The organism is Youngiibacter fragilis 232.1 (assembly GCF_000495435.3).
Lineage (GTDB): Bacteria > Bacillota > Clostridia > Clostridiales > Clostridiaceae > Youngiibacter > Youngiibacter fragilis.
Window position 1 is genome coordinate 30,155 of the sequence record NZ_AXUN02000189.1, and the last position, 24,894, is coordinate 55,048.

23 protein-coding genes are annotated in these 24,894 nt (G+C 48.6%); 19 read left to right on the plus strand and 4 right to left on the minus strand.

The features are described from left to right. The first annotated feature begins 115 nt into the window (after positions 1 to 115). Genes T472_RS12905 through T472_RS12920 form a run of 4 tightly spaced genes read left to right on the plus strand, consistent with a single transcriptional unit; the run spans position 116 to position 4,967 of the window. Positions 116 to 1,255 (plus strand): CapA family protein, encoded by a 1,140-nt coding sequence (locus tag T472_RS12905; protein WP_023389216.1) that lies wholly within the window; start codon positions 116 to 118, stop codon positions 1,253 to 1,255. Between the two features lie 14 nt (positions 1,256 to 1,269). Next, positions 1,270 to 2,436: a 2-hydroxyacyl-CoA dehydratase subunit D gene (locus tag T472_RS12910; protein WP_023389215.1), complete on the plus strand. Its 1,167-nt coding sequence runs from the start codon at positions 1,270 to 1,272 to the stop codon at positions 2,434 to 2,436. 1 nt (position 2,437) lies between these two features. Next, on the plus strand, positions 2,438 to 3,748 hold the full coding sequence (locus T472_RS12915) for a 2-hydroxyacyl-CoA dehydratase subunit D (protein ID WP_023389214.1): 1,311 nt from the start codon (positions 2,438 to 2,440) through the stop codon (positions 3,746 to 3,748). A gap of 1 nt (position 3,749) precedes the next feature. Further along, positions 3,750 to 4,967: a CaiB/BaiF CoA transferase family protein gene (locus T472_RS12920; protein WP_023389213.1), complete on the plus strand. Its 1,218-nt coding sequence runs from the start codon at positions 3,750 to 3,752 to the stop codon at positions 4,965 to 4,967. 184 nt (positions 4,968 to 5,151) lie between these two features. On the opposite strand, the gene T472_RS12925 is transcribed toward T472_RS12920, so the two are convergent. Beyond that, positions 5,152 to 6,678 (minus strand): PucR family transcriptional regulator, encoded by a 1,527-nt coding sequence (locus T472_RS12925; RefSeq protein WP_207643974.1) that lies wholly within the window; start codon positions 6,676 to 6,678, stop codon positions 5,152 to 5,154. A gap of 114 nt (positions 6,679 to 6,792) precedes the next feature. Continuing rightward, a complete protein-coding gene (locus T472_RS12930) occupies positions 6,793 to 7,698 on the minus strand; it encodes a LysR family transcriptional regulator (RefSeq protein ID WP_023389211.1) in 906 nt (301 codons plus the stop codon). Between the two features lie 184 nt (positions 7,699 to 7,882). On the opposite strand from T472_RS12930, the gene T472_RS12935 reads away from it, so the two are divergent. The 5 genes from T472_RS12935 (at position 7,883) to T472_RS12955 (ending at position 13,656) form a co-directional block, all read left to right on the plus strand. Further along, positions 7,883 to 9,442: a class I adenylate-forming enzyme family protein gene (locus T472_RS12935; RefSeq protein WP_023389210.1), complete on the plus strand. Its 1,560-nt coding sequence runs from the start codon at positions 7,883 to 7,885 to the stop codon at positions 9,440 to 9,442. Between the two features lie 92 nt (positions 9,443 to 9,534). Further along, positions 9,535 to 11,094, plus strand: coding sequence for an acyl CoA:acetate/3-ketoacid CoA transferase (locus tag T472_RS12940; protein ID WP_023389209.1), 1,560 nt, complete (start codon positions 9,535 to 9,537; stop codon positions 11,092 to 11,094). 108 nt (positions 11,095 to 11,202) lie between these two features. Beyond that, entirely contained in the window at positions 11,203 to 12,402 is a 1,200-nt protein-coding gene (locus T472_RS12945) for a thiolase family protein (RefSeq protein ID WP_023863634.1), read from the plus strand. A gap of 45 nt (positions 12,403 to 12,447) precedes the next feature. Next, positions 12,448 to 13,194 carry a beta-ketoacyl-ACP reductase gene (locus tag T472_RS12950; protein WP_023384631.1) on the plus strand — a complete coding sequence of 249 codons (747 nt, stop codon included), beginning with the start codon at positions 12,448 to 12,450 and terminating at the stop codon, positions 13,192 to 13,194. 42 nt (positions 13,195 to 13,236) lie between these two features. Continuing rightward, complete coding sequence (locus T472_RS12955; RefSeq protein WP_023384633.1) at positions 13,237 to 13,656, plus strand: MaoC family dehydratase; 420 nt, start codon at positions 13,237 to 13,239, stop codon at positions 13,654 to 13,656. 62 nt (positions 13,657 to 13,718) lie between these two features. Here the strand turns inward: T472_RS12955 and T472_RS12960 are convergent, their stop codons facing one another. Beyond that, on the minus strand, positions 13,719 to 14,264 hold the full coding sequence (locus T472_RS12960; RefSeq protein WP_023384635.1) for a PadR family transcriptional regulator: 546 nt from the start codon (positions 14,262 to 14,264) through the stop codon (positions 13,719 to 13,721). A gap of 219 nt (positions 14,265 to 14,483) precedes the next feature. On the opposite strand from T472_RS12960, the gene T472_RS12965 reads away from it, so the two are divergent. The 10 genes from T472_RS12965 (at position 14,484) to T472_RS13010 (ending at position 23,681) form a co-directional block, all read left to right on the plus strand. After that, positions 14,484 to 16,046, plus strand: coding sequence for an acyl CoA:acetate/3-ketoacid CoA transferase (locus T472_RS12965; RefSeq protein ID WP_023384638.1), 1,563 nt, complete (start codon positions 14,484 to 14,486; stop codon positions 16,044 to 16,046). Positions 16,047 to 16,121: 75 nt separating this feature from the next. Beyond that, positions 16,122 to 17,261, plus strand: coding sequence for an acyl-CoA dehydrogenase family protein (locus tag T472_RS12970; protein WP_023384640.1), 1,140 nt, complete (start codon positions 16,122 to 16,124; stop codon positions 17,259 to 17,261). A gap of 16 nt (positions 17,262 to 17,277) precedes the next feature. Continuing rightward, positions 17,278 to 18,066, plus strand: coding sequence for an electron transfer flavoprotein subunit beta (gene etfB, locus T472_RS12975; protein ID WP_023384642.1), 789 nt, complete (start codon positions 17,278 to 17,280; stop codon positions 18,064 to 18,066). A gap of 20 nt (positions 18,067 to 18,086) precedes the next feature. Then, entirely contained in the window at positions 18,087 to 19,277 is a 1,191-nt protein-coding gene (locus T472_RS12980) for an electron transfer flavoprotein subunit alpha/FixB family protein (RefSeq protein ID WP_023384645.1), read from the plus strand. Further along, the gene (locus tag T472_RS12985; RefSeq protein ID WP_052011815.1) at positions 19,274 to 19,918 is read left to right on the plus strand and encodes a YczE/YyaS/YitT family protein; all 645 of its coding nucleotides are present in this window, start codon (positions 19,274 to 19,276) and stop codon (positions 19,916 to 19,918) included. Before T472_RS12980 ends, T472_RS12985 begins: the two co-directional genes overlap by 4 nt. 285 nt (positions 19,919 to 20,203) lie before the next feature. Further along, positions 20,204 to 21,226, plus strand: a complete 1,023-nt coding sequence (gene selD, locus T472_RS12990; RefSeq protein ID WP_023384649.1) for a selenide, water dikinase SelD — start codon at positions 20,204 to 20,206, stop codon at positions 21,224 to 21,226. A gap of 10 nt (positions 21,227 to 21,236) precedes the next feature. Continuing rightward, positions 21,237 to 21,854, plus strand: coding sequence for a sulfurtransferase-like selenium metabolism protein YedF (gene yedF / locus T472_RS12995; protein WP_023384652.1), 618 nt, complete (start codon positions 21,237 to 21,239; stop codon positions 21,852 to 21,854). 59 nt (positions 21,855 to 21,913) lie between these two features. Next, positions 21,914 to 23,056 (plus strand): aminotransferase class V-fold PLP-dependent enzyme, encoded by a 1,143-nt coding sequence (locus T472_RS13000; RefSeq protein WP_023384654.1) that lies wholly within the window; start codon positions 21,914 to 21,916, stop codon positions 23,054 to 23,056. Further along, complete coding sequence (locus tag T472_RS13005; protein ID WP_023384657.1) at positions 23,053 to 23,289, plus strand: putative Se/S carrier protein; 237 nt, start codon at positions 23,053 to 23,055, stop codon at positions 23,287 to 23,289. The genes T472_RS13000 and T472_RS13005 overlap by 4 nt, the downstream gene beginning before the upstream one ends. Before the next feature lie 23 nt (positions 23,290 to 23,312). Next, a complete protein-coding gene (locus tag T472_RS13010) occupies positions 23,313 to 23,681 on the plus strand; it encodes an iron chaperone (RefSeq protein WP_023384659.1) in 369 nt (122 codons plus the stop codon). Positions 23,682 to 23,795: 114 nt separating this feature from the next. Here T472_RS13010 and T472_RS13015 read toward each other — a convergent pair whose 3' ends face one another. Further along, positions 23,796 to 24,827 (minus strand): hypothetical protein, encoded by a 1,032-nt coding sequence (locus tag T472_RS13015; RefSeq protein ID WP_023384662.1) that lies wholly within the window; start codon positions 24,825 to 24,827, stop codon positions 23,796 to 23,798. Positions 24,828 to 24,894: the final 67 nt, after the last annotated feature.

Consider the following 24,894-nt stretch of genomic DNA (forward strand, 5'->3'; position numbering starts at 1 on the left):
GGTATGAAAATGACAATAATTCAGAAGAGGCTTGTTGTTTTGGGAGTAGTGCTTTTCACAGTGCTCATATCCGTTGTCAACATGCTGCTCCATATTTGAGAAGGCTGGTAAGAGTATGAAAAAGAGAATGACAATGCTTGTTGGAGGAGACACCATCCTTGGTGAAAATCCGGAGCTGTATTTTACTGGGATCGACAGCATACTCGGCAGTGGAGACATAGTCCTCGCTCAGCTTGAGGTCCCGTACAGCGATAAGGCGCCTGAGCTTGATGACCTGCACAGGGAGCTCAGGAACCTTGAGCCGTTAAAGGGGAGGTTCGACCTTTTGACCATGGCTGGCAACCACATATATGACGCAGGCGAGACTGGAGTTTATGACACACTGGAGTGGCTTGATGAAAATGGAATACCCCATGCGGGAGCTGGCAGAAACATAGATGAAGCTGTAAAACCGGTAATCATCGATAAGGATGGAATAAGATTCGGATTCCTCAACTACAACTGCGTTGGAACAAGGGTCATGAATGCAGGTCCTAAAAAGGCAGGAGCCGCATATGTCGATGTTATCACGCACTATGAGCCTGGAGATGTCGCAAATCCGGGAGGTAATCCTGACAGGATTTATACTTTTCCAGAGCTTGCATCCTATGAAAGGATGGTAAGGGACATAGCAGAACTTCGAAAAAAATGTGATGTGCTGTCTGTATATCTTCACAAGGGAATCGTACACAAGCCTGTAAAGCTTGCGGACTATGAGAAGTTCATCTCAAGGGGCGCGATCGATGCAGGTGCAGATATTATTTTCAGCAGTCACTCCCATATATTGCACGGTATCGAGATATACAAGGGGAAGACCATATTCCACGGACTTAACAACCTGATTGCCTGGGTGCCTTCGCTCGGACCCAACTGGAGGCGGACCAAAGGCAAGGCTTCAGAGGTCTTCGACCCGGAAGCCTGGGCAAGGGCGAGGGTGGAGAGGTTCGGATTCGTTCCGGATCCTGAGTATCCCACATATCCCTTCCACCCTGACTCCATATACTCGATAATCGCCAAATGCATAATCGAAGGCGGGAAGATCGTTGAGACGAGATTCATACCTCTCATAGTGAACAAAGCCGGAATACCTGAGGCGGTAAGCAGGTCAAACGGCGGGGACAGGGTCCGTGGGTACATGGACAGAATAACAGAGCTCGCTGGCCTCAACGCCACATTTGATTGGGTGGATGACGAGATAGCGATTAGGGAAAAGTGAAAGGAAGTGTTGTTGTGGCAATAAGGGAAAGAGCATTGCAGAGCAGAGCCTTTGCTGCTTTGAAGGATATTTATGACAACCGGGAAGGCTATCTTACAGATGCGAAGGCAAAAGGAAGGAAGGTCGTCGGAACCTTGGGCTGCGACGTGCCTGACGAGATACTCATGGCGGCAGGGTATCTGCCGATAAGGCTTTATGCTGACAAGGACCCGGACTTAAGGGATGCCAACCAGTACCTGGAGTTTTCGTTCGATCCGGTGATAAGGGCCCAGTTCCAGAAGATAGTTGACGGGACATACTACGACCTTGTCGACAGGATAGTGATCTCCAACTCGACAGATGCCCTGATAAGGATATACTTCTATCTTAGAGAAGTTCATCATATAGAGCCTGAAAAGAAGGTACCTCCCGTATACTTCATAGACTGGCTGTTCACGAGGACCAGGATGCATCAGGTGAGGAACGAAGGAACCATAAAAAGGTTCATCGAAGAAGTTGAAAACTGGACAGGAAAGGCACTGACAGACTCTGAGATCAGGACAGCAAGTAAAGTATGCAACGAAAACAGAGCGGCTTTAAGAAGTTTCTCCTCACTGAGAAAGGGAGAGAATGCGACTGTAAATTCCAGTGAGGCCCTGGTAGTGATCGGAAGCTCCCTCTTCATGGACAGGAAGGAGCATACCGAGCTTGTCAATCAGGTAATCGAGGATGCAAGGTCATGGGAAAAGCTCTCGGGTCCTAAAGTATACATGACCGGAAGCGTACAGGAGAGTACCGAGCTTTACGAACTTGTTGAAGCTTCCGGCGGACTCATCGTTTCGGAAGACCATGACTGGGGTGACAGGCATATGGACAGGGATGTCAATACAGGTCTGGATCCTGTAAGGGGTATAGTCGACAGATACATGCTGAGGATGTTCAGCTCCAAGAAGGCTTTCGTTTCCCAGAGGGTGGAGGCACTGGCCGATGCAGTTGAAGCATCAGGGGCCGAAGGCGTGCTGTTCTATCTGAGGATCTACGAGGACTCACCTTCGTGGGACTTCCCTGAGCAGAACAAGAGGTTGAAAGCCATGGGCAAGAAGGTCATTTACATAGCTAAACAGGGTACGGACATCACAGGGAATGCAAAGCTGAAGGCGGATATCACCGCGTTCATATCGGACATGAAAGGAGGCTGCTGAAATGGAGAAAGAAAAGAATGCAAAGGACGGGGCCATGCGCTCGGTTAAGACCATGGAAGCAGCGAGGATCGCAAGCACATACCAGAAGGAATGGTTCGCCGGGATACACGACAGGGTAAATGCAGGTGAGGATTTCGCGTACATCAATGCGGATGTCCCCATGGAGATCCTGAGAGCCATGGACATCCCCTTCGTTGTAAACCAGTGGTGGGCGGCCATATGCTCGGCAAAGCAGCTGTCCAGCAAATACTTCGCTCTGCTGAAGGAAGCTAACTACAGGGATGACCTGTGCTCATACTGTGCAACTGCATTCGCAGGGTCCCTTGATCCGGACAAGAGCGACGGGCCATGGAATGGGCTGCCGAAGCCTACAATGGCAATAACAAGGCTAACCTGCGACTCACAGGGAAAGATCTTCGAGCTCTTCGCGAACAGATACGGTGCCGAATTCTATCCTATGGAAAACACCGTGCCGCTTTCAGTGCCTGAAAAATGGTGGGAGAAGGCAGAGGACAGATGGGAGGAGCTTTATTCCGAGGAGAGGCTTGATACGGCAGTTGAAGAGCTTAAGAGGCTCATTGCCTTCCTTGAGATAAAGACAGGCAGGATGTTCGATGAGAACAAGCTCATCGAGGTCATGAACCTCGTCAACGAACAGGAAAGATACTACAAGATGGCCAGGAACCTCATTGCGGAAAGATGCCCGGCGCCGGCTGTGATCACGGACACGATAAATGCTGTGATGCAGGCACAGTGGCAGAGAGGCACAAGATGGGCAGCGGACCATGCAAAATTCTTCTACAATGAGATTGAGCAAAGGGTAAAGGACGATTACAAGGCAGTCCCCAATGAGAAGATCAGGCTCATGTGGATAGGACGCGGACTATGGTTCAACCTGGGCTTCTACCAGTATTTCGAGGAAAAGTACGGAGCCGCATTCATATGGTCAATGTATCTTGCTATGGGAGCAGACGCCTATATAAGGAACGGAGTCGAGAAGGACCCGCTAAGGGCCCTTGCGGCAAGATTCATAGGAATGGAGGACTTTCTCCATATGCCTCCATGGAACGCTGAGTGGTTCATATCTGAGGCTCAGCACAACAAGATTGACGGAGTGGTGTACCTGGTACCTGAAAACTGCATGCAGGCGGTTGAAGGCTCATACTTCATAACAAAGATGATGGAGGATGCGGGAATCCCGGTACTTCAGCTGAAGGCTGACCCGGTAGACCCGAGAAAGTGGAACCAGGACAGCATGACAAAGGTAGTAAGTGAATTCATCGAAACAAGAATAATAAGGCAGGAGGACTAATATGGCAGGAATAGGACCGCTTTCAGGATACAAGGTATTAGATTTCACCCAGTTCGAGTCGGGAACAGTTTGCACTGAGACTCTGGCTTGGCTTGGCGCAGAAGTATGGAAGGTCGAAAGGCCGGTAAAGGGGGAGCTTGGCAGATATTCCGTTGAAGAGCCTTCAGTCGATGCGGTGGGCTTTGTCATACTCAACATGAACAAGGAGTCGATAACCTGCAACCTCAAGGACCCTGAAGGGCTGAGGCTCATAAGGAAGCTGGTGGAACAGGTAGATGTGGTGGTTGAGAATATGGGTCCCGGGTCCATGGAGAAGCTCGGGCTTGGATACGAGGACTGCAGGAAGCTCAACGAGAAGATAGTATATGCCCAGATAAAGGGATTCGGAACAGACGGACCTTATGCCGAATACCCGGCATTCAATCCAATAGCAGCTGCTGTTGGAGGCATGCCTGCGGTAACAGGACAGCCTGGCGAAATGCCTGTACAGTCGGGACTTAACCTTGCTGATTCAGGGGCTGGCTACATGTGCGCATTGTCCGTTATTGCTGCTCTCCTGCAGAAGGAGAAGCAGGGGATCGGGCAGAAGATCGAAGTTGCGATGCAGGACGTGGTCATTGGTTTCGGAAGGTCAAACTGGGAGCCGTACTACAGGACAGGAAAGCCTCCTAAGAGGGTAGGCAACGGAATGCCTCTCGAGGATGTCGCACCTGCAGGGATGTATGCCTGCAAGCCATATGGCGAGAATGACTATGTTCATATCTATTGCTCCAGGCATCCTGGCAGCAAGCAGTTCGAGAACCTTTGCAATGTGATCGGAAGAAGCGACCTGCTTGAGGACACAAGGTTCAAGACCCCAAGGTCCAGATACCTTTACAAGGACATCCTTAATCCGATCATAGAGGGATGGACGAGGGAGCATACGAAACAGGAAGCCATGGATATCCTTTGCAGGGCTGATATCCCTGCAGGTGCTGTCTTCGACTGCGACGACATAACAAATGATGAGTATCTCAGGAGAAGAGGGACCATGGTAGAGATAGACCACTCGAAGAGGGGTACTCTGGTGATACCGGGTTTTGCACCAAGGATGTCTGAAAACCACGTGGAGTACAGGGTGTCACCAGAGCTTGGAAGCTATAACGAGAAGGTATTCAAGGAATACGCAGGTCTCTCAGATGAGGAATATGAAGCTCTGAAGGCAAGGCATATAATATAGGGGCTGATGACTCGTGCAAGACCAGTTGGGGAACATCTGTATAGTAAAGTGGTTAAAGAAGCACAACAGTGAAGGATCCTGGGTTTTCCCCGGATCCTTCACTGCTTTGATGAACGGATTTTGCCGAATAAAGATGGATTAAGCAAAACCATGCAATCTCTGTATCAGGAGTGCATGGTTTTCACTAGTTGAACTTGATTTCCCAGGGGTCTATCTTCTTGTAATCCTGAAGATACTTTATCGCAAGATATGAAAACATGAGGTTAAGCCTGAAGGTGCCATCGTTCAGGCTATGGTTGACAAGCGATTCTATCTTGTCGATCTTGTAGAGCATGGTATTCCTGTGAAGGTTCAGCTGCTTTGCTGTCTTCGTTGAATTGCAGTCGTTCATCAGGTATGCATACAGGACATCGGCAAGGTTCGTATTGTGCTTCCTGTCGTAATGTACCAGCCATAGTATTGCAGGGTCGCATAGGTAGATCAGGTTGCCATGGTTGTATTTTGTCCTGAAGTTTACGCTGCACATGTCGATGATGTCCATCAGCCGGACCTCTTCATAGTAATAAATGAGCTTATTGCTGTCAGCTGTGAAGTTCTTTCCGAACTTGATTGCACTCTTGCACTGGAGGTAAAAGGTGTTCATGAAGAGATAGTGCTTTGAAGGATTGGATATTCCGATACGTGCACCATATTTTCTGAGTAGTCCTGTGACTGCTTCCTGGTCGAAGGTGCACCTGTCAAACTGATTCTGCTGACACCATATTATTATGTCGTCAAGGTAAGTCGTTACTATCGAATTGGGTATGAGCCTCTCCAGCTGGTTTACGATAAAGTTTATGGGAGCCGGTGAGAGGGGGATTGAATCAAATTCGACCAGCATTATGAGATAGATCTTCTTCAGCTTGAGATTCATGAATTCAAGCCTTGTTTTTATTTCATCCATGTTCTCGATCTTAAGCTCGATAAGGTCCGATACCAGGCTCTGGAAAGCCGAGTTGCCGCTGTAATTCCCAATACCGGTGCCTGTGGTCAGTTGATTTTTCAAGGCTGCCCCAAGTATCGAACTGAAATTAAGGATCCTATACATGCTCTCGACGTCATGGGATACAAAAAAGAGATACCCGATATTCTTGAGATGATAGCTGATCGATGAGACGACTATCGATGTGCCGTCCTTGCAGGGGATTGTCAGTGTCGAATCCTCGAATTCCGCTGCCTTCCTTGCTTCAAGCACCATGTCCATGTACGGACCTGTCAGATAGCCTACCTTAGTCAGTTCATCCATGAAGGAACTGGATTTCTCTCCTTTTGCACTGAAGCTTCTCAATGAGTAGCCCGAGGAGACGAATGCAAGCTGACAGCCCACCATTTCAGATCCCTTGTCGATGAGCTGCTGGCAGCTTGATGACTCTAGTTCAAGTATCCTGAACCTGTTTTCCCAGCCGGAATAGCAGCTCAGTACCTCGCTAAGATTGTTGTACAGGCAGAAGGGGTCCATTGCTGAATGCAGGACGCTGCCATTGAACTGCCGCACAGACACATCTTGAAGCTTTACATCCCTGGTAAGAACAAGTATTGAAGGAAACGGCAGCTTGAATATGTCAATACTGTCGATATCCCTCTGAGAGGTGACTATATAAAGGGTCCTTGGCTGCATTACCGTAGCTGCAGTCATGAACTCTATCTTCTGTATTGATTCGAATTCCCGCAAATTTGTATGCGTGTCAAAAAAAGACAATTTCGGATTATTTGTAAGCAAATGTATATTTTGCATAATAACCCCCAATCAGGAGACTTCCCGTATCTCTGGTATCCTTTTAAACGGCTATAAGACTGCTTCTGAAGGAAGCATCCTTTCTTCCAGGTAATTCATGAATATTGTCCCTGGCTTATAGTTATAGCCCTTCTTGTAAATCAGGCCTATCTTTATCTCTTCTTCCACACTGTCATCGACATGAATTACGTGGAAGCTGGCATAATCTTCCGGTGACAGGAACATTTCCGGAAGTATTGCAACCATATCTGAGTGGAGCAGGGTTGAACGGATAAGCTCCTTGGATGTGCACTTCAGGAGAATGTTGGGTGTGAAATGGTAGTTAAGGCACTCCTGAATCAACGATGATGTGAAGCTGAAACGCTCGGACAGTTCAACGAATCGCTCTGCCCGTATAGAATCGAAGGTTATCCTGCTGAGGGTGGCTATTGGATGGTTTTTCCTGCAGACAAGCACCTTCTTGCTTCTTATTGATGGAAGGTAGGTAACTCCAATAACCGGTGTTTCGGTTGGATTGACTACCAGGCCGATATCTATCTTGTTATTTATAAGCAGGTTATGTACCTCGCTTGAACCTTCTTCCCTGAGTGCCAGGTTTATGTTTGGATAATCCTGGATGAAGTTCACGAGATTCGGTATATATTCGCTGTTTGCCAGAAGCTGAGTTATGCCGAGCCTGATCCTTCCGGACATGGTTTCCCCGGTCTTCTGGAACGAATCCAGAAAATGGTGATAACTTTCCATGAACTCCTTGGTCTTTCCAAGCAGGTCCATTCCTGCGGGAGTCAGGGAAAGTGTCTTGTTCTTGTATATGAATACCGGTTCGCCGATTTCACGCTCCAGCTGCTTGATGGAGCTGCTAAGTGCAGGTTGGGAAACATACAACCTTTCAGCGGCCATGGAATAGTTCCTGACCTGTGCGATCTCCAAAAAATACTTCAATTGCCTTATTTCCATTTTTTACACCACCTGAAATCCATGTAGGCATACATGTAGACATGTCAATTATAACATGTAAACATTCACATGTAAAATAAAAAATGGTTATACGCAGTAATAGATTTTCAGTATTAGACAGACCTTGTCTTCATCAATAGAATTGGACCTGAGAAGTCAATATGACGATTGGTGAAGGTGAACTATGGGTACTACATTTGGTGAATTCACAGAAAAGCTTGCAAGAAAATATGGAGACAAGACTGCACTAGTATTCAGAGCTGATGAGCTTACATACAGGGACCTTGACCTCCTTTCGGACAGGATAATGCTTTTCTACCTTGGAAACGGAATAAGCAAAGGTACCCATGTTGGGCTTCTGGCATCAAATTCAGCTGAGTGGGTGATACATTATCTCGCTCTCTGCAAGATTGGGGCAATAGCAGTACTGCTCAATACCCACCTTACAGGTGAGGAGCTCGCAAATGCACTCAATTATGCTGATGTGACATACCTGACATGTGGGGACAGGGCTGAAAAGGCAGAATTCAAAGTATGCCTGGACAAGATAAACAGGGAGTCAGCCCCTAATCTGAAGCGGATATTCCACATTGGCCATGATCTTGGACATCTGCTGATGATGTACAAGGAGCCAGGCGAGCTGGAGGCTGAATACCTGAGAGGAAGGAAAGCGTCAGTTGAACAGGAGGACCCTGTGAACCTCATTTTCACATCGGGTACTATAGCCAAGCCAAAGGGTGTCCTTACCAGCGGATACCAGATGCTGACAGCGGCTGCTGAGGCAGCGAGGCATATGAGGCTGGGACCGGAAACAAGGATATGCTCCGTGCTTCCGCTTTATCATTGCTACGGGCTTTCAGTGGACCTGCTTGCGGGACTTACAGCAGGAGGGACTATTTATTTACTTGAATCCTTCAGGTCGGCAGATGTCCTTGAATGCATTGAAAAGAACAGATGCACCGTGTTCAACGGAGTCACGACAATGTTCCTCGCCATGATGAGACACGAAAACAGGATGAACTACAAGATCAGCTCGCTCATTACCGGGACGGTTGCGGGGTCTTATGTATCCCCAAATGAGTTCATGGAGATAAGCAGAAACTTTTCAATACCTCACCTGCAGATGTCATATGGCCAGACAGAAGCGACAGCCGGGATAACCTTCTCTGGTTTCGATGAAAGCCTTGAGCGCAAATCGCACCATGTTGGGAAGCCGATCGAGGGAACCAGCCTTAGGATCAGTGGAGCTGATGGGCTGTCAGGGATTTCCGGGGAGATTGAGATCAAAGGCTTCAATGCAATGAAGGGGTACTACAGGATGAAGGATGAAACTGAAAAGACATTTACAGAAGATGGATGGATGAAGACAGGAGACCTTGGGATGCTGGATGAAGACGGAAACCTGCATATAACAGGGCGAGTGAAGGAACTCATCATAAGATGCGGTGAGAACATATCACCGGTTGAGGTAGAGAACTGCATCAGGAACTATCCGGGAATAGAAGATGTGAAGGTGATCGGAGTGCCTGCAGAGGTCATTCAGGAAAAGGTAGTCGCCTGTATCATACTCAGGAAGGGCTGGCGCATCAACGAGCAGCTCCTCATAAACCATATGAGGAAGCATCTTGCACAATTCAAGATACCTGAGATTATCGAGTACTTCAGCGAATTTCCAATCGGACGGACTGGCAAGGTGAACACAGGTGAGCTTAAGAAAATGGTCATCGGGACACTGAAGGTATAGATTTTTCTGATAGCTGGCAATAAGACACCGGTATTATACAGGATTAGAAAGTGGATATATGATGAAGACAAGACTAAAGGGGGGAAACATAGTTGGCTAAGTATATTACAGCAAAGGAAGCTGCGCTTCTGGTAAACGACTTCGACACAGTAGGTATAGCAGCACAGGGTCTCGCAGGCTGGCCTGATGAGATCGGGGAAGCGATGGCAGACAGATACAAAGAGGAAGGTCATCCTGCAAACCTGAAGATCAAGCAGGCATGCCATACCGGAGACTGGAAACAGAGAGGAACCACAAGGTTCGGCATCAAGGGCATGGTAAGAAGCTGGACAGGTGCACATATAGGCGGTTCGACGAAAATGTGCCAGCTGGCACTTGAAGAGGAGATCGCAACATACGCTCTACCCCAGGGAGTAATAATCAACCTTTGGAGAGAGATTGCAGCCCACAGACCGGGACTGATCACAAAGGTCGGCATTGGAACCTACATAGACCCGAGAGTTGAAGGCGGCAAAATGAATGAGGCAGCCAGGCAGTCGGAAGACATAGTAAGGATGCTCAACATCGACAATGAAGACTACCTTTTCTTCCCAAGCTTCCCCGTGAACGTATGCATACTGAGGGGAACCACAGCTGATGAAAAGGGAAATGTCAGCATGGAAAAGGAGATGTTCCTCAACGAGGGCTACTCGCTTGCAGCAGCGACGAGAAACACCGGAGGAATAGTCATAGTCCAGGTTGAATACAAGGTAAAGAATGGAGCGATCAAGCCAAAGGATGTCATGATTCCGGGAGCTCTTGTCGACTACGTTGTCGTAGCGACTAAAGAGGAGGCATCATGGCAGACCGAAGGAAGATACTACAGCCCGGCATTTTCGGGTGAGCATCTTGTTCCGACAGGATCAATGCCGGTACTAGCCTTGGATGAAAAGAAGATCGTCGCAAGAAGATGCGCCAGGGAGCTCAAGAGCGGCATGATAGTGAACCTTGGAGTGGGAATGCCCGCCAACGTGGCTTCCATAGCAGCAGAGGAAGATTGCATAGATAAGATCACTCTGACTGTGGAAGGTGGAAGCTTCGGCGGAGTACCTGCAGCAAAGCCCGATTTCGGTGCGGTATACAATTCGGAGGCAATAATCCTCCACAACCAGATGTTTGACTTCTACGATGGCGGCGGATTGGACCTTGCAGTCCTGGGACTTGCCCAGGTCGATGAGGACGGCAACCTGAATGTGAGCAAGTTCGGTCCGAAGTTCATGGGACCGGGCGGATTCATAAACATATCGCAGGCGTCGAAGAAGGTTGTATTCTGCGGAAGCTTCATGGTCGGTGCCAAGACCAGAGTGGAGGATGGAAAACTCATCATCGTCGAGGAAGGCACAGAAAAGAAATTCATGAAGAAGGTCGACCAGATCACCTTCAGCGGAAAGACAGCAGCGGCAAACAACAAGACAGTCCTCTATGTGACAGAAAGATGCGTATTACAGCTTACAAAGGATGGAATGGAGCTGATTGAAGTTGCACCAGGGATTGACGTTGAAAAGGATATACTGGCAAACATGGAATTCAGGCCTCTTGTGAGCAAGGACCTGAAGACAATGGATCCTGAGATATTCAATAAGACCTGGGGCAGCCTGAAGAGCATAGTATAGCAGTCAGAAAAGACAAGAATGATTATAGAGAAACCTGAACAGTCACTTTAAGGGTTTAACAGGTAGGTAAAAGAACTATATAGATAACAGAGAAAAGGAGACAAGGAAATGGCATTTACCAAAGCATTCATACCCTATGGAGGATATTACTCGACACCGTTCGTAAGATGGAACGGATCACTCAAGTCTGAAAATCCTATAGTACTCAGTGCGGAAACAGCGAAACGCTGGTTTGCCGACAAGAAGCTTGACCCGACGGTACTGGACTTCCTGTACATGGGATCAACAGTTGTAAATCCATTGTCCTTCTACGGACATGCATATGCTGCAGCGGTCATCCTCGACAGGAAGAAGAACATACCTGCGCTTTCAATGAACCAGGTATGCGCTACTTCAACTACTACTCTGGGACTCGCAGCAAATGACATCGAGCTTGGAAATTTTGATTCTGTATTCTGCCTCTCGACCGATAGATGCTCCAGCACTCCTATCGTTGTAGCACCCAACCCAAGGACAGGCAGCCTTGATATAGAGAATGTGGTCCTTGACAACTTCAAAAGGGATCCGTCGCCGGGAGCAGGACTGCAGATGTACCAGACAGCCGAGGCAGTAGCCAGGGAAGTCGGAATAACCAAACAGGAATGTGACGAGCTTGCGCTCCTAAGATACCAGCAGTACCTTGATGCACTTGCCAACGACAGGGAGTTCCAGAAGAAGTACATGTTCCCTGTTGAAGTAAGGGAAAGCAAAAGGGATGTCAGATATATCTCAGAGGATGAGGGAGTAAGGCCTGTAACAGCGGAGGAGCTTGCAAAGCTCAAGCCGATCGAAGAGGGCGGAGTGCTTTCATACGGAAGCCAGACTCACCCGGCTGACGGAAACTGCGGACTTATAGTCACGACAAGGGACAAGGCAAAGGAACTCAGCACAGACAAGAACATTACAGTACAGGTCCTTTCATACGGGATAGTCAGGATCGGAGCTGGCCGTATGGCAGCTGCACCGGTACCGGCTCTTGAACTTGCTGCCAATAGGGCAGGGATAAAGATCAGCGACCTCAGCCAGGTTAAGACACACAATCCGTTTGCAGTTAACGATGCAAACCTTGGAAGGATGCTTAACATCGACCAGAAGATAATAAACAACGGCGGATCATCAATGATCTACGGACATCCACAGGGTCCTACAGCAGGAAGGTCAATAATGGAGCTTGTAGAGCTGCTTGCAAAGCAGGGCGGCGGATATGGAGCATTCACAGGCTGTGCAGCCGGTGACATAGGAGCTTCCATAGTAATTAAGGTCGGCTAATCAATAGAAACAATAAGAACGCTTAGTAATAAAGGAGATTTTAAAATGAGACGTTTTGAAAATCAGGTAGCAGTAGTAACAGGATCAGGAAGAGGCCTTGGAAAGGCTTTCGTTGAGAGGTTCGCTAAGGAAGGTGCCAAGGTTGTAGTCACCGACATCAACGAAGAGGCATGCATCGTAGTAAGGGATGAGATCATAGCTGCAGGCGGAGAAGCAATAGCTATCGCATGTGACGTGACAAACAGGGCTCAGGTTGCAGACATGATGAAGACTATCGTTGAGACATACGGACAGATAGATGTACTTGTCAACAACGCAGGAATCACAAGGGATGCATCATTCCTCAAGATGACAGACGACCAGTTCGACCTTGTAATCAACACAAACATGAAGTCCATGTTCATCTGCACCCAGGAAGCTGTCAAGTATATGTTCGAAAGAAAGTACGGAAGAGTCATAAACATAAGCTCACTTACAGGAGTTGCAGGAAACTTCGGTCAGACCAACTACGGCGCAGCAAAGGCCGGAGTGATCGGAATGACCAAGACCTGGAGCAAGGAGTTCGGAAAGAAGGGTGTAACCTGCAACGCAATAGCACCTGGATTCATGATGACAGAAATGACACTCTCCATGAAGCAGGAGATAATCGATAACCTCATCGCCCAGATACCTGTAGGAAGAGGCGGAGACCCTAAGGAGCTCGCTGGAGCAGTGGCTTTCCTTGCGTCAGGCGAAGCAGGATTCATAAACGGAGCTACACTCAATGTCAATGGCGGAACCTACTGCAGCTAATACTGATACAAGAATAAAAATGAAATTTGGAGGAATAAAAAAATGGCATATGAAATGAAGAGCTTTGACGATTTCAAGGTAGGAGACAAGAACTCCTTCACAAAGACCATAACAGAGACAGATGTAATACTGTTCGCAGGTATAAGCGGTGACTTCAATCCTCTCCATATGAACGACGAGTACGCAAAGACAACAGTATTCAAATCAAGGATCTGCCATGGAATGCTTGTAGAGAGCCTTTTCGGACCTGCCGGAGCACCTTTCTTCGGAGGAGCATCGGTATACATGGGACATACACAGAAATTCAAGGCACCAACAAGGATGGGAGACACTATCACAGCTTTCGTTGAAGTCGCTGAGAAGATCGAAGAGAAGAAGATACTCAAGGTCCACAACTACGCTGTAAACCAGGATGGCGTCATCGTAATTGATGGTGAGGCTACTGTAAAGATACTCAAGTAAACCTCTGACCGTTGGTAAAGAAGAGAAGGCACGGTGTAGAACCCGTGCCTTCCTTTTTCAGATTATGCCCTTGAAATATGCGAGAGATAGTCGTCAAGCCAGCTGATGTAGTACTTCTCGCGCATGATGGCACCCTCGAGGACTATGAAGTCGCCGAATTCCCTGGTCTTCACTGATGGTGGAACCGGATAGGCTCCGTCCATGATCCTTGACAGGGACTCAAGCTTCTTCTGGTGCTTCTTCTTCTGCGAAGCGACGATGCCTGAAAGCTCGTCAAGGTCCAGGAACTCAGAGAAATATGCCCTGAGACGGAATATGTCCTTGGGTGTGGCTTCAAGCGGATCATCCTTGATAAGCCACTTCATCAGCTCCTGTCTGCCCTTTTCGGTTATCGTGTACAGCTTCTTCTCCAGCTTTTCACCCTGGATCACTACCTCGAAGCTTATGGAGCCCTCATCGATGAGCTTGCTGAGCTCGGGATATACCTGGCTGTGGTTTGCATACCAGAAGTTGGCGAGGACATTTGAGTTGAATTCCTTGGTTATGTCGTACCCTGTCATGGGCTCCCGGTTGATAAGTCCAAGTATTGCATATTTAAGTGTTCGCATACATGTTACCTCCTACATATTGAAGCAATCATACCATAACAAAAATAAAAACTGAACATCTATGTAAGCATAAAATGGTCAGCATATCCAAAAATATGTTTGTGAAAATTTTAGAAAAAGGCGTAAATTCAAACATGTAAATATTTACGTGATTAAATTAACATGTTATACTATTGTTATGAAATTAACGATAAGAAGTTTGTGGGAGTGAAGAGAGTCATGGTTGAATTCATAACTGCGGTGGAAGCTGCAAAGCTCATACCGGACAATGCGACTGTCGGCGTCGCGGGAATGGGCCTCTCAGGGTGGCCTGAGGAAGTGGCGGTGGCAATTGCAGAGAACTATAAAGCAACGGGCCATCCCAAATGCCTCTCGATGAAGCAGGGCAGCGCACTGGGAGATTGGAAAGAGAGAGGCATGACAAGGTTCGGCGTGGAAGGCCTTGTATCAAAGTGGTCGGCTGCACATATCGGGTCTGCATTTGCCATGAATGACCTTGTCAGGGCAAACAAGATAGCATGCCATTGCCTTCCACAGGGAGTGATCGTCAACCTGTGGAGAGAAATAGCGGCGCACAGGCCGGGACTTATGACAAAGATAGGACTTGGTACCTTTGTCGATCCCCGCATGGAAGGCGGCAAGATGAACAAGGTAACCACTGAAGACCTGGTTGAGGTTGTAAACCTTCATGGAGAAGAGTACCTGTTCTACAAATCCTTTCCCCTTGACGTTGCAATACTCAGGGGAACGACAGCGGACAGGAACGGGAACATCACCTTTGAGAATGAAGGCCCGATAAACGAAGGTCTGGTGGTTGCTCAGGCTGCCAAGAACAGCGGCGGAATAGTGATAGTCCAGGTTGAGTACGAGGCTGCCAAGGGGACCCTTCATCCGAAGAGTGTGAAGATACCCGGAGCCCTCGTGGATTATGTGGTGGTTGCAACTGACAAGAGAGCCTGCTGGCAGACTGAGGGAACATACTATGAGCCGGCATTCGCAGGAAACATCAGGAAGCCGCTGGACGGTATCCCTGTGGTGCCGCTTTCCGAGAGGAAAGTGATCGCCAGGCGATGCGCAGCAGAACTGAAGAAAGGTGACATAGTCAACCTGGGAGTTGGCATTCCCGCCGATGTGGCAAGCGTCATGGCTGAAGAAGGGCACATAGGGGACATAGTCCTGACTACAGAGAGCGGAGCTTTCGGAGGAGTCCCAGCCAGCCAGCCGAACTTCGGAAGCTCGTATAACGCCGAGGCGAACATTGACCATGGCTACATGTTCGATTTCTACGACGGAGGAGGAATTGATGTCGCAATACTTGGCCTGGCGCAATCCGACCGGCATGGGAACATCAATGTAAGCAAGTTCTTCATTCCGGGATTCGGGGACAGGCTTACCGGTCCAGGAGGATTCATAAACATTTCGCAGAGTTCCAAGAAGGTAGTGTTCGCAGGGACCTTCACAGCGAAATGCAGGATGGAAGTCGCGGATGGAAAACTTGTGGTCCATGAACCAGGAAAGGGAATGAAGTTCCTTAAGGAAGTTGAGCAGGTGACCTTCAGCGGGGAGTATGGAGCAAGAAGCGGGCAGGAGATACTGTATGTGACAGAACGCTGCGTCTTCAGGCTGATAAGCGGAAAGATGACAGTAACCGAGATCGCTCCCGGTGTGGACCTGGAAAAGGACATCATAGGCCAGATGGAGTTCATTCCGGAAATAGCAGAGGACCTTAAGCTTATGGACAGCAGCCTGTTCTGTGAAGACTGGGGCGGGCTTAAGCTGTAGAAACTAAAGCACAGACCATAAAGAAACTAGATGACAGAGCAATACATACTGAAAAGAGATTGAGGAGGAAATGAAATGTTTTTTACTGAACAGCATGAGCTCATAAGAAAGCTTGCGAAGGATTTCGCCGAGAAGGAGCTTACAAACGACGTACTTGACAAGGTTGAGGAGTCCGGTGTGTTTCCAAAGGAAATCCTGGACAAGATGGGAAAAGCCGGATTTTTCGGTATCAAGATCCCAAGGGAAGTGGGTGGTCAGGGCGCAGACGCCAGGTCCTACGCAATAGTCATGGAGGAGGTAGCAAGGGTAAGCGCAGTTGCCAGCCTTTATGTCTCATCACCGAACTCTCTGTCAGGCGGCCCGCTGCTTCTTGCAGGAACTGACGAGCAGAAGGAGAAATATCTGAGACCTGTAGTGACAGGGGAGAAGATACTGGCCTTCGGACTTACAGAGCCTGGTGCCGGATCTGATGCTGGCGGAATGACAAGTACTGCAGTGAAGGATGGCGACTACTATATCCTTAACGGCAGGAAGACCTTCATAACGATGGCGCCTCTGGCGGATTACGCCATAATCTACGCTAAGACCGACCTTACAAAGGGTACGAAGGGAATATCAGCGTTCATAGTCGACATGACTCTTGAAGGCGTCTCCTGCGGAAAAGCCGAGCACAAGATGGGCCTCATAGGCTGCGCAACAAGCGATATCATACTTGAGAACGTAAGGGTGCACAAGGATGACCTGCTTGGCGAAGAAGGCAAGGGATTCACAAACGCAATGAAGACCCTCGACACAGGAAGAATGGGAGTTGCGGCACAATCCATAGGAGTTGCCCAGGGAGCCCTCGATGAGGCGATAAAGTATGCCAAGGAGAGGAAGCAGTTCGGAAGAAGGATAGCTGATTTCCAGTCCATAAGCTTCATGATCGCTGACATGGCGACGAAGCTCGAGGCAGCCAAGCAGCTTGTCTACAAGACAGCATACCTTATGGATACAAAACAGCCATCAGGACAGAGCGCTTCCATGGCGAAGTACTACGCATCTGAGGTCTGCAACGAGATTTGCGCCAAGGCAGTGCAGATACACGGAGGTTACGGCTTCATCAAGGAGTACAAGGTTGAGAGGTACTACAGGGATGCAAGGATATTCACAATATATGAAGGCACTTCGCAGGTACAGCAGATGGTAATAGCTGGCACCCTGCTGAAGAAGTAAGGGGAGGTAATTTACAATGAAGATTCTGGTTTGCGTAAAACAGGTTCCTGATACGAACGAAGTAAAGATAGACCCGGTCAAGGGCACACTGATAAGGGACGGAGTCCCGAGCATACTTAATCCGGATGATGCCAATGCACTTGAGGCAGCTCTAGCCCTGAAGGATACCATGGCTGACACGACTGTCGCCGTCCTTACCATGGGACCGCCTCAGGCAACATATATGCTGAGGGAGTGCCTCGCAATGGGCGCTGATGAAGCATATCTTCTTAGCGACAGGGCATTCGGCGGAGCCGACACCTGTGCTACCTCGACCACCCTTGCGGCTGGAGTCAGGAAGGTAAAGGATGTTGACATCATATTTGCCGGAAGACAGGCAATTGACGGAGACACGGCGCAGGTAGGACCTCAGCTTGCACAGAGGCTGGACCTTCCGGTGGTGACTTATGTGGAGAAGCTTGTAAGCCTGGAAAAGGACAAGGCTGTCGTACACAGGCAGATGGAGGACGGCTACGAGGTCGTAGAGGTCAAGACGCCTTGCGTTCTGACTGCTGTCAAGGAGCTCAATGTGCCAAGGTACATGTCGGTAGGCGGAGTAATGAACGCATACCAGAAGAAGATAGAGGTCTGGGGCCACAAGGATGTTGAACTTGACCCAGCCTGCTGCGGACTCAGCGCTTCACCGACACAGGTATTCCGTTCATTCACTCCTCCTCCTAAGGGAAAGGGAGAGATGCTGGGCGGAACAATTCAGGTCATGGCTGGGGATCTTGTCACCAGGCTTAAGCAGAAACATTACATCTAAATTGAAAGGACTGAGATAACATGTCTGTAAACATAATTAACGAGAAATGCAAGGGCTGCACCATATGCGTAAAGAACTGTCCTTTTGGTGCGATAACAATGTCAGGAAAGCTTGCCGTCATAGGCGTGGCCTGCACAAGCTGCGGCGTATGCGTAGACAAATGCCCGTTCAAGGCCATAGAGAAGATTGAGGAAGAGAAGGTAACTACCGACCTTTCAGAATACAGCGGAATCTGGGTGTTCGCAGAGCAGAGGGACAAGAAGATAATGCCAGTTGTCATCGAGCTGCTTGGCGAAGGCAAGAAGCTTGCAGCAGAGATCGGATGTGAGCTGTCAGCTGTAGTGTGTGGATCCGGTATTGGAAACCTTGCTGACGAGCTTTTCGAGTACGGTGCTGACAAGGTATATGTTGCTGATTCACCGGAGCTTGAAAAGTACACTACGGATGGATACACAAAGGTCATTTTCGAAGCCATAGGCAAATACAAGCCGGAGATCGTGCTCCTTGGCGCAACCCATATAGGAAGGGACCTTGGACCATGCCTTGCGGTCAAAGCCAACACAGGCCTTACTGCAGACTGCACAAAGCTTGAGATAGATCCTGATGACAAGAAGATTAAGCAGACCCGTCCGGCATTCGGCGGAAACCTTATGGCAACCATAGTATGCCCTAACCATCGCCCACAGATGTCAACCGTAAGGCCTGGCGTCATGGACAAGGCTGCAAAGGTTCCCGGAAGAAAGGGAGAGACGGTAAAACTGTCAGTTTCATTCTCCGAAGGAGACATAAGGACTAAGGTTGTAGATGTTGTTAAGCACCTCAAGGAAATGGTATCCCTGACCGATGCGGAGATAATCGTTTCAGGCGGCAAGGGAATGAAGGGGCCTGAGGGCTTCGAACTCCTGAGACAGCTTTCCCACAGGCTTGGCGGAGTCGTAGCGGCATCAAGGGCTGCGGTCGATGCCGGCTGGATGGACCATGCCTACCAGGTAGGACAGACAGGAACCACAGTCAAGCCAAAGATATACATCGCCTGCGGAATATCAGGAGCGATACAGCACATCGCAGGTATGCAGAATTCAGAGCAGATCATCGCGATAAACACAGCTGAAAATGCACCGATATTCGAAGTTGCCGATTATGGCATAGTTGGAGACCTGTTCAAGGTAATCCCTGCGATAATCGATGAACTCGACAAACAATGCTCATGAAGCTGTTGGTTAAAATCCCGAAGTATTGCCTGGGACTCCTCTTCCTTGCTGTCGGAGTCACATTTTCGATAAAATCGAACCTTGGCATATCGCCTGTCAATTCAATCGGCTATGTGCTCAGCGTTATAATGGGAATCGACCAGGGAAAGGTAATAACAGTAATATTCTCCATTTATGTTCTGCTTCAGCTGGTGCTTCTTAGAAGGAAGTTCAAACCTCAATACCTGCTGCAGATAGTGTTCTCGACAATATTCGGCTATTTCGTAAGCTTCAGCAACAAAATGCTCACATTCCCGGTTGCGGAATTCTATCCGCTCCAGATGGCGTACCTTGCCATGAGCATAGTCCTGGTGGCCATAGGCGTCACTCTGTACATGGGCGCTGACCTCATGCCGATGCCGGCAGAAGGCGTGATGATTGCGATATCCCAGCTGACCGGGATTTCCTTCCACAAGGTGAAGATGATTTTCGACACTTCCGTGGTCATCATCTCGGCTGCCGTATCGCTCGTATTTGCTGGCCGCATCCTTGGAGTCAGGGAAGGTACGGTGCTATCCGCCCTCCTTGTTGGAAAGCTGGTCGGAATCTTCAACTCAATGGCACTTACCGGTAAAGGAAGGGCTCGTACGGACGTCGAATAACCAAATAATACCGCCGCTGCATATACAGTTGGCGGTATTTTCTTTATCTCTGTTTCCTTAGCAAAGTGGCTCAGACTGCGACAGGAACCATGTGCCATACCAGTCAGGATTCAGGTTCCCTGTCATGAATACTTCCCCTGGTTATTTGAAATGCCGCCAATGGTGAAACCAGAAGATTATATGCTCCGCGATTCCTATGAATAAGCTATAATAGGAAGTGAAATAGCGCCTGAACATAATTGTTTAGTATTGATGCGGCGCAAATCAAAGGATGATGAGTTTTATATGAAGGAAGAGATATTATTCTGCAAGGGTGGAGGCTGCACGGCAAAGCTTGGAGCAGGAATACTTGAGTCCGTACTTGGCAAATTGCCAAGGCCAACTGATGCCAATCTGATAGTAGGCTTTGAAAGCTCAGATGATGCTGCCGTATACAGGCTGACAGATGACATTGCCTTTGTGCAGACACTGGACTTTTTCCCTCCGATGGTTGAGGACCCCTACACCTTCGGGCAGATTGCAGCTGCAAATGCCTTATCAGATGTCTATGCCATGGGTGGTGAGGTAAAGACTGCCCTGAATATTGTCTGCTTCCCGGAGACGATGGACCTGAACATTCTTGGGAAGATACTCCAGGGTGGAAGCGAAAAGGTAATGGAGGCCGGAGGGTCACTTGCCGGGGGACACTCGATAAATGACACTGACGTAAAGTATGGATTATCGGTAACTGGAATAGTTCACCCGGACAGGATATTCAGGAACAATACCTGCAGGGAAGGAGACCTCCTGATACTGACAAAACCCCTTGGAGTTGGAATAGTCTGCACGGCTGACAGGATCGGCGAGAGCTCAGAGGAGGCCATGGAAAAGGCGATCCGTTCCATGACCACGCTAAACAAGTATGCTGCTGAGGTCTTCAGAAAGTATGATGTACATGCCTGCACGGATATCACAGGATTCGGATTCCTTGGACATCTAATGGAGATGGTAGGGGACAAATACGGGGCGGAGATTGACAGCATCGAGGTCCCATACATTCGTGAAGCGGTTCATTACGCAAATGAGTTCTACATCACATCAGCAGGCCAGAAGAACCGAAACCATATAGGCGACAGGGTATTGTTCAAGGATGTGCCTTTCGCCATGGAAGAGATACTTTTCGACCCGCAGACCTCTGGTGGACTTCTTGTGAGTCTTTCCAGTGAAGATGCCAGAGCCGCCATTTCTGAAATTGAAGCATTGGGCATGCCCTGCGGAATAGTTGGAAAGATAACAGGGTCAGAGGACAAAAGGATAATCGTGAAATAGAGGAGGCAATATGAAAAAGGAACTTGATGCCAGAGGAAAGGCCTGCCCCATTCCTGTGGTCGAAACAAAGAAGCTGCTTGCCGGTATGGCTTCAGGGGATACTGTTGTGGTAACGGTAGACAACTATGTTGCCGTGCAGAACCTGAGCAAGATGGCAAGCCAGAAGAACATACCGGTATCTTCAATTAAGGTCGATGAGTCAGAATATGTAGTGACACTTACGATGACTGAGACAGCACCTGAAGCTGAAGACATCGTGGAAGCAGCTGAGTGCATTCCTGACGGGATAAGGGGAAACACGGTAGTTGTGCTCTCTTCAGACAAGATGGGCGAAGGTGACGAGAAGCTTGGGCGTACCTTAATGAAAGGATTCATATACGCACTCACCGAGCAGGACATCCTACCGAAAACAATCCTATTGTATAACAATGGCGCGAAGCTCTCAGTGCATGGCTCTGATTCGCTGCCGGACCTGAAGCTTCTGGAGTCCCAGGGTGTTGAGATACTCACCTGCGGCACCTGCCTGAACTTCTATGGCATCACTGAAAAGCTTGGTGTAGGATCAGTCACCAACATGTATGTCATTGCAGAAAAGCAGATGAAGGCAGCAAAAATCGTGAAACCATAAGATCCGATAATGGTCTGACAGGCATATTATCAGGAAAAGAACCGGAAGAAGGGACACTCATGATTTATCTTGACAACGCAGCGACCACATACCACAAGCCGCCTGAAGTGGCAGAGGCCGTATTCAATGCGCTCCAGGGTACCGGGAGCAGCGGAAGGGGAGCACACGGTGCATCACTCGAGGCAAGCCGGATCGTGTTCAGGACCAGGGCGGCGATCTCAGAGATTTTCAATGTGACTGACCCTTCAAGGGTAGTATTCACCTCCAATGCAACGGAAAGCCTGAACATTGCCATTCAGGGGCTGCTTTCTCCAGGAGACCGATGCATAACCACAGCCATGGAGCACAACAGCGTGCTTCGGCCGCTTTACCATATGGAGACAAAGGGAATAAGGCTTGATATTCTTCCTGCCGACAGCAGAGGAAGGGTAGACCCCGGACTCTTTGAGGCGGCGATAAGGCCGGACACCAAAGCGATCATCATGGCACATGGTTCAAACGTCACCGGAAATGTCACGGACATACAGGCAATCGGGGATCTTTGCAGGCGTCACAGGCTTCTTTTCATAGTTGATGCCGCCCAGACTGCAGGTCTTTTGCCAATAGATATGGTTAGGAGCCATATCTCAGCCCTGTGCCTTTCAGGACACAAGAGCCTTCTCGGCCCTCAGGGTACAGGTGCGCTTTGCCTTGCGGAAGGTGTGCTCCCTGAACCACTGATATACGGCGGGACAGGAATGGATAGCTTTGCGAAGAACATGCCATCAGTCCTCCCCGAAAATCTTGAGGCTGGTACTTTAAATGTACATGGTCTGGCTGGACTCCTGGCATCTTGCGGCTATATCAGGAGCTACGGACAGGACAGGATGCATAGAGAGGCTACAGCGCTTTCGAAAGCCTTCATTGATGGGATAATGGACATCGAAGGGCTTGTACTATATGGTGATTTTAGTGATGGAAACAGGACCCCTGTGGTTTCCCTTAATATCAGGGATATGGATGCAGGAGAGCTTGCCGATGAGCTTTATGAAAGGTTCGGCATTGCCGTACGTGCCGGTGCCCATTGTGCACCGCTTGTACACAGGACATTCGGAACGGAAAAGCAGGGAATGGTAAGGTTCAGCTTCTCCCATTTCAATACCATGGAGGAAGTCAAGGCAGCTATTGATGCCTTAAGGACCATCGGGGAGGAAGCAAGATGAGGGTCAAGGAGCTGCAATGTGTGATCACATTCCACGCAACCACCGAAGCGATGGCTTTTGAGGACTCCGCAAAGGCTGCAGGCTTCAATGGAAGGCTGATCCCGGTTCCGACATCCATAACGGCAGGATGCGGACTTGCCTGGAAAGATGCTCCGGAGAACAAGGAAACTTTGCTTCGATTCATAAAGGAGCAAGGACTTGCATTCGAAGCCATTCATGAGCTTGTCATTTAGAAGCTTGTAAAGGAGAGATCCATATGGCCGACAAACCCAAGACTGTTGAAGAATATGTTGAAGCCCTGCCTGAAAATGCCAGGAGACATTTCATGGAGATGATGGCGATCCTTTCGGAAACAGCCCCTGAGGCCAGCATATCGCTTAAATGGGGGACCCCGGCATTCTCGTATGACAGGATACTCTTCACAGTAGCTGCATACAAGAAACATATGAACTTCTGTCCCACACCTTCAGTGATAAGCGAATGCAGGGATGAGCTTATATCACAAAAGGTAACAGACTGCGCACTTCAGATACCTTATGATAAGCCAATTCCTGCCGAAACTGTCAGGAAGCTGGCCGAATGCAGGATAAAGGACCTTGTGGAGAACGATGCAAGGTGGATGTAGGAAGCATCAATAACAGCCGGAACAATAATAAGAGCGGTCATGGATCAATAAAGATCTTTGACCGCTCTTATCAAATGAAATCCATACAAATGGACATATCATGGTAAAGGTCTGTCACATGGAAACCGGAACAGAGAGCATATCTCTTAGAACGTTCCTGTCATGGATCAGGTGAAGAAGCTCCTCCTCGGTTGAGATGACATCAGTTCTCCTCTTGAAGAATTTGTTTGCCTTCCTGGCCAATCTTCTGTTGTCATCGTCAAGGGATGTTATGAAGTCGGTGATGCTCCTACCCTGATAAAGAGTGATGAGATAAAGCGCGACTATCTGCTTTACCAGCGAGAGAATCGACCCTTCGATCCAATAGTCAACATGTGGAAGATCAACTTTCTTCTCCATAAGCCTTATGTAGTCATCAAGCCCGTCTTCGTTTGATTCCCAGAAATCGATATAGGCATAATCAAATCCTCTGAGGTACTCCTCGTTGAAGTACTCATAGGCATCCCCGTGGATTATCTCAAGGTTCTTGACTGTATTGAACTGAGGTCGGATGACCTTGTTGAAAAGGTCGATCACGTCCTTATTGTGTTCAATTACAGTGACACTTTCCACGCTATCCTTCAGGAGCCACATGTAGGGCAGAAAGCCTATTCCAAGCCCCATGGTAAGGCATTTGCCTGAGCCTTTCTCTATACCTTCCGCCATGCTTATGATCTCACTGGGAGCCGGGGACATCCAGGTTATATTGCCTTCCTTAAGTGATGGCATCGCCAGATCAATGTTGAAGTATCCGACTGGATGGTAATGGAAAAGATATTTTCCGAGCTGCCTGTTGAAGTCCGTGTTCATAAGTGTCCTTTTGGGAATGACATCTTTGGAATACTTTACTGTCGGGAAATCGACCTTGTCGAAACTGATATTTCGAAAGTATGGGTTATCAGTCAGTATCCTTTCATCCAGTGCCAGGCTTCCGCCGTGCATCCCATATTTTTTGAGGATACCCTCTACCTGCCTTTCCATGCCCGGAGTCAGCGGCTTCTCAAGGTATTCAAGGATATCAGCAAGGTAGTTCCGCTGGTCAAACATTGACTGCATGATGGCACTGATCGCTGATTTGGTTTCAGGATTCTTTTCTATTGTAATCATTTGGTACCTCGTAAATTGTCTATTTAACTTATTCAATCCATGTTATCATATCGGCCTTTGTCCCTGC

What these genes read in the sequence shown, in the direction of transcription:
- T472_RS12905 (WP_023389216.1), top strand. Translation starts at nt 116, where the DNA reads ATGAAAAAGAGAATGACAATGCTTGTTGGAGGAGACACCATCCTTGGT.
- T472_RS12915 (WP_023389214.1), top strand. Translation starts at nt 2,438, where the DNA reads ATGGAGAAAGAAAAGAATGCAAAGGACGGGGCCATGCGCTCGGTTAAG.
- T472_RS12920 (WP_023389213.1), top strand. Translation starts at nt 3,750, where the DNA reads ATGGCAGGAATAGGACCGCTTTCAGGATACAAGGTATTAGATTTCACC.
- T472_RS12930 (WP_023389211.1), bottom strand. Translation starts at nt 7,698, where the DNA reads ATGGAAATAAGGCAATTGAAGTATTTTTTGGAGATCGCACAGGTCAGG.
- T472_RS12935 (WP_023389210.1), top strand. Translation starts at nt 7,883, where the DNA reads ATGGGTACTACATTTGGTGAATTCACAGAAAAGCTTGCAAGAAAATAT.
- T472_RS12945 (WP_023863634.1), top strand. Translation starts at nt 11,203, where the DNA reads ATGGCATTTACCAAAGCATTCATACCCTATGGAGGATATTACTCGACA.
- T472_RS12950 (WP_023384631.1), top strand. Translation starts at nt 12,448, where the DNA reads ATGAGACGTTTTGAAAATCAGGTAGCAGTAGTAACAGGATCAGGAAGA.
- T472_RS12955 (WP_023384633.1), top strand. Translation starts at nt 13,237, where the DNA reads ATGGCATATGAAATGAAGAGCTTTGACGATTTCAAGGTAGGAGACAAG.
- T472_RS12960 (WP_023384635.1), bottom strand. Translation starts at nt 14,264, where the DNA reads ATGCGAACACTTAAATATGCAATACTTGGACTTATCAACCGGGAGCCC.
- T472_RS12965 (WP_023384638.1), top strand. Translation starts at nt 14,484, where the DNA reads ATGGTTGAATTCATAACTGCGGTGGAAGCTGCAAAGCTCATACCGGAC.
- T472_RS12970 (WP_023384640.1), top strand. Translation starts at nt 16,122, where the DNA reads ATGTTTTTTACTGAACAGCATGAGCTCATAAGAAAGCTTGCGAAGGAT.
- etfB (WP_023384642.1), top strand. Translation starts at nt 17,278, where the DNA reads ATGAAGATTCTGGTTTGCGTAAAACAGGTTCCTGATACGAACGAAGTA.
- T472_RS12980 (WP_023384645.1), top strand. Translation starts at nt 18,087, where the DNA reads ATGTCTGTAAACATAATTAACGAGAAATGCAAGGGCTGCACCATATGC.
- T472_RS12985 (WP_052011815.1), top strand. Translation starts at nt 19,274, where the DNA reads ATGAAGCTGTTGGTTAAAATCCCGAAGTATTGCCTGGGACTCCTCTTC.
- selD (WP_023384649.1), top strand. Translation starts at nt 20,204, where the DNA reads ATGAAGGAAGAGATATTATTCTGCAAGGGTGGAGGCTGCACGGCAAAG.
- yedF (WP_023384652.1), top strand. Translation starts at nt 21,237, where the DNA reads ATGAAAAAGGAACTTGATGCCAGAGGAAAGGCCTGCCCCATTCCTGTG.
- T472_RS13000 (WP_023384654.1), top strand. Translation starts at nt 21,914, where the DNA reads ATGATTTATCTTGACAACGCAGCGACCACATACCACAAGCCGCCTGAA.
- T472_RS13005 (WP_023384657.1), top strand. Translation starts at nt 23,053, where the DNA reads ATGAGGGTCAAGGAGCTGCAATGTGTGATCACATTCCACGCAACCACC.
- T472_RS13010 (WP_023384659.1), top strand. Translation starts at nt 23,313, where the DNA reads ATGGCCGACAAACCCAAGACTGTTGAAGAATATGTTGAAGCCCTGCCT.
- T472_RS13015 (WP_023384662.1), bottom strand. Translation starts at nt 24,827, where the DNA reads ATGATTACAATAGAAAAGAATCCTGAAACCAAATCAGCGATCAGTGCC.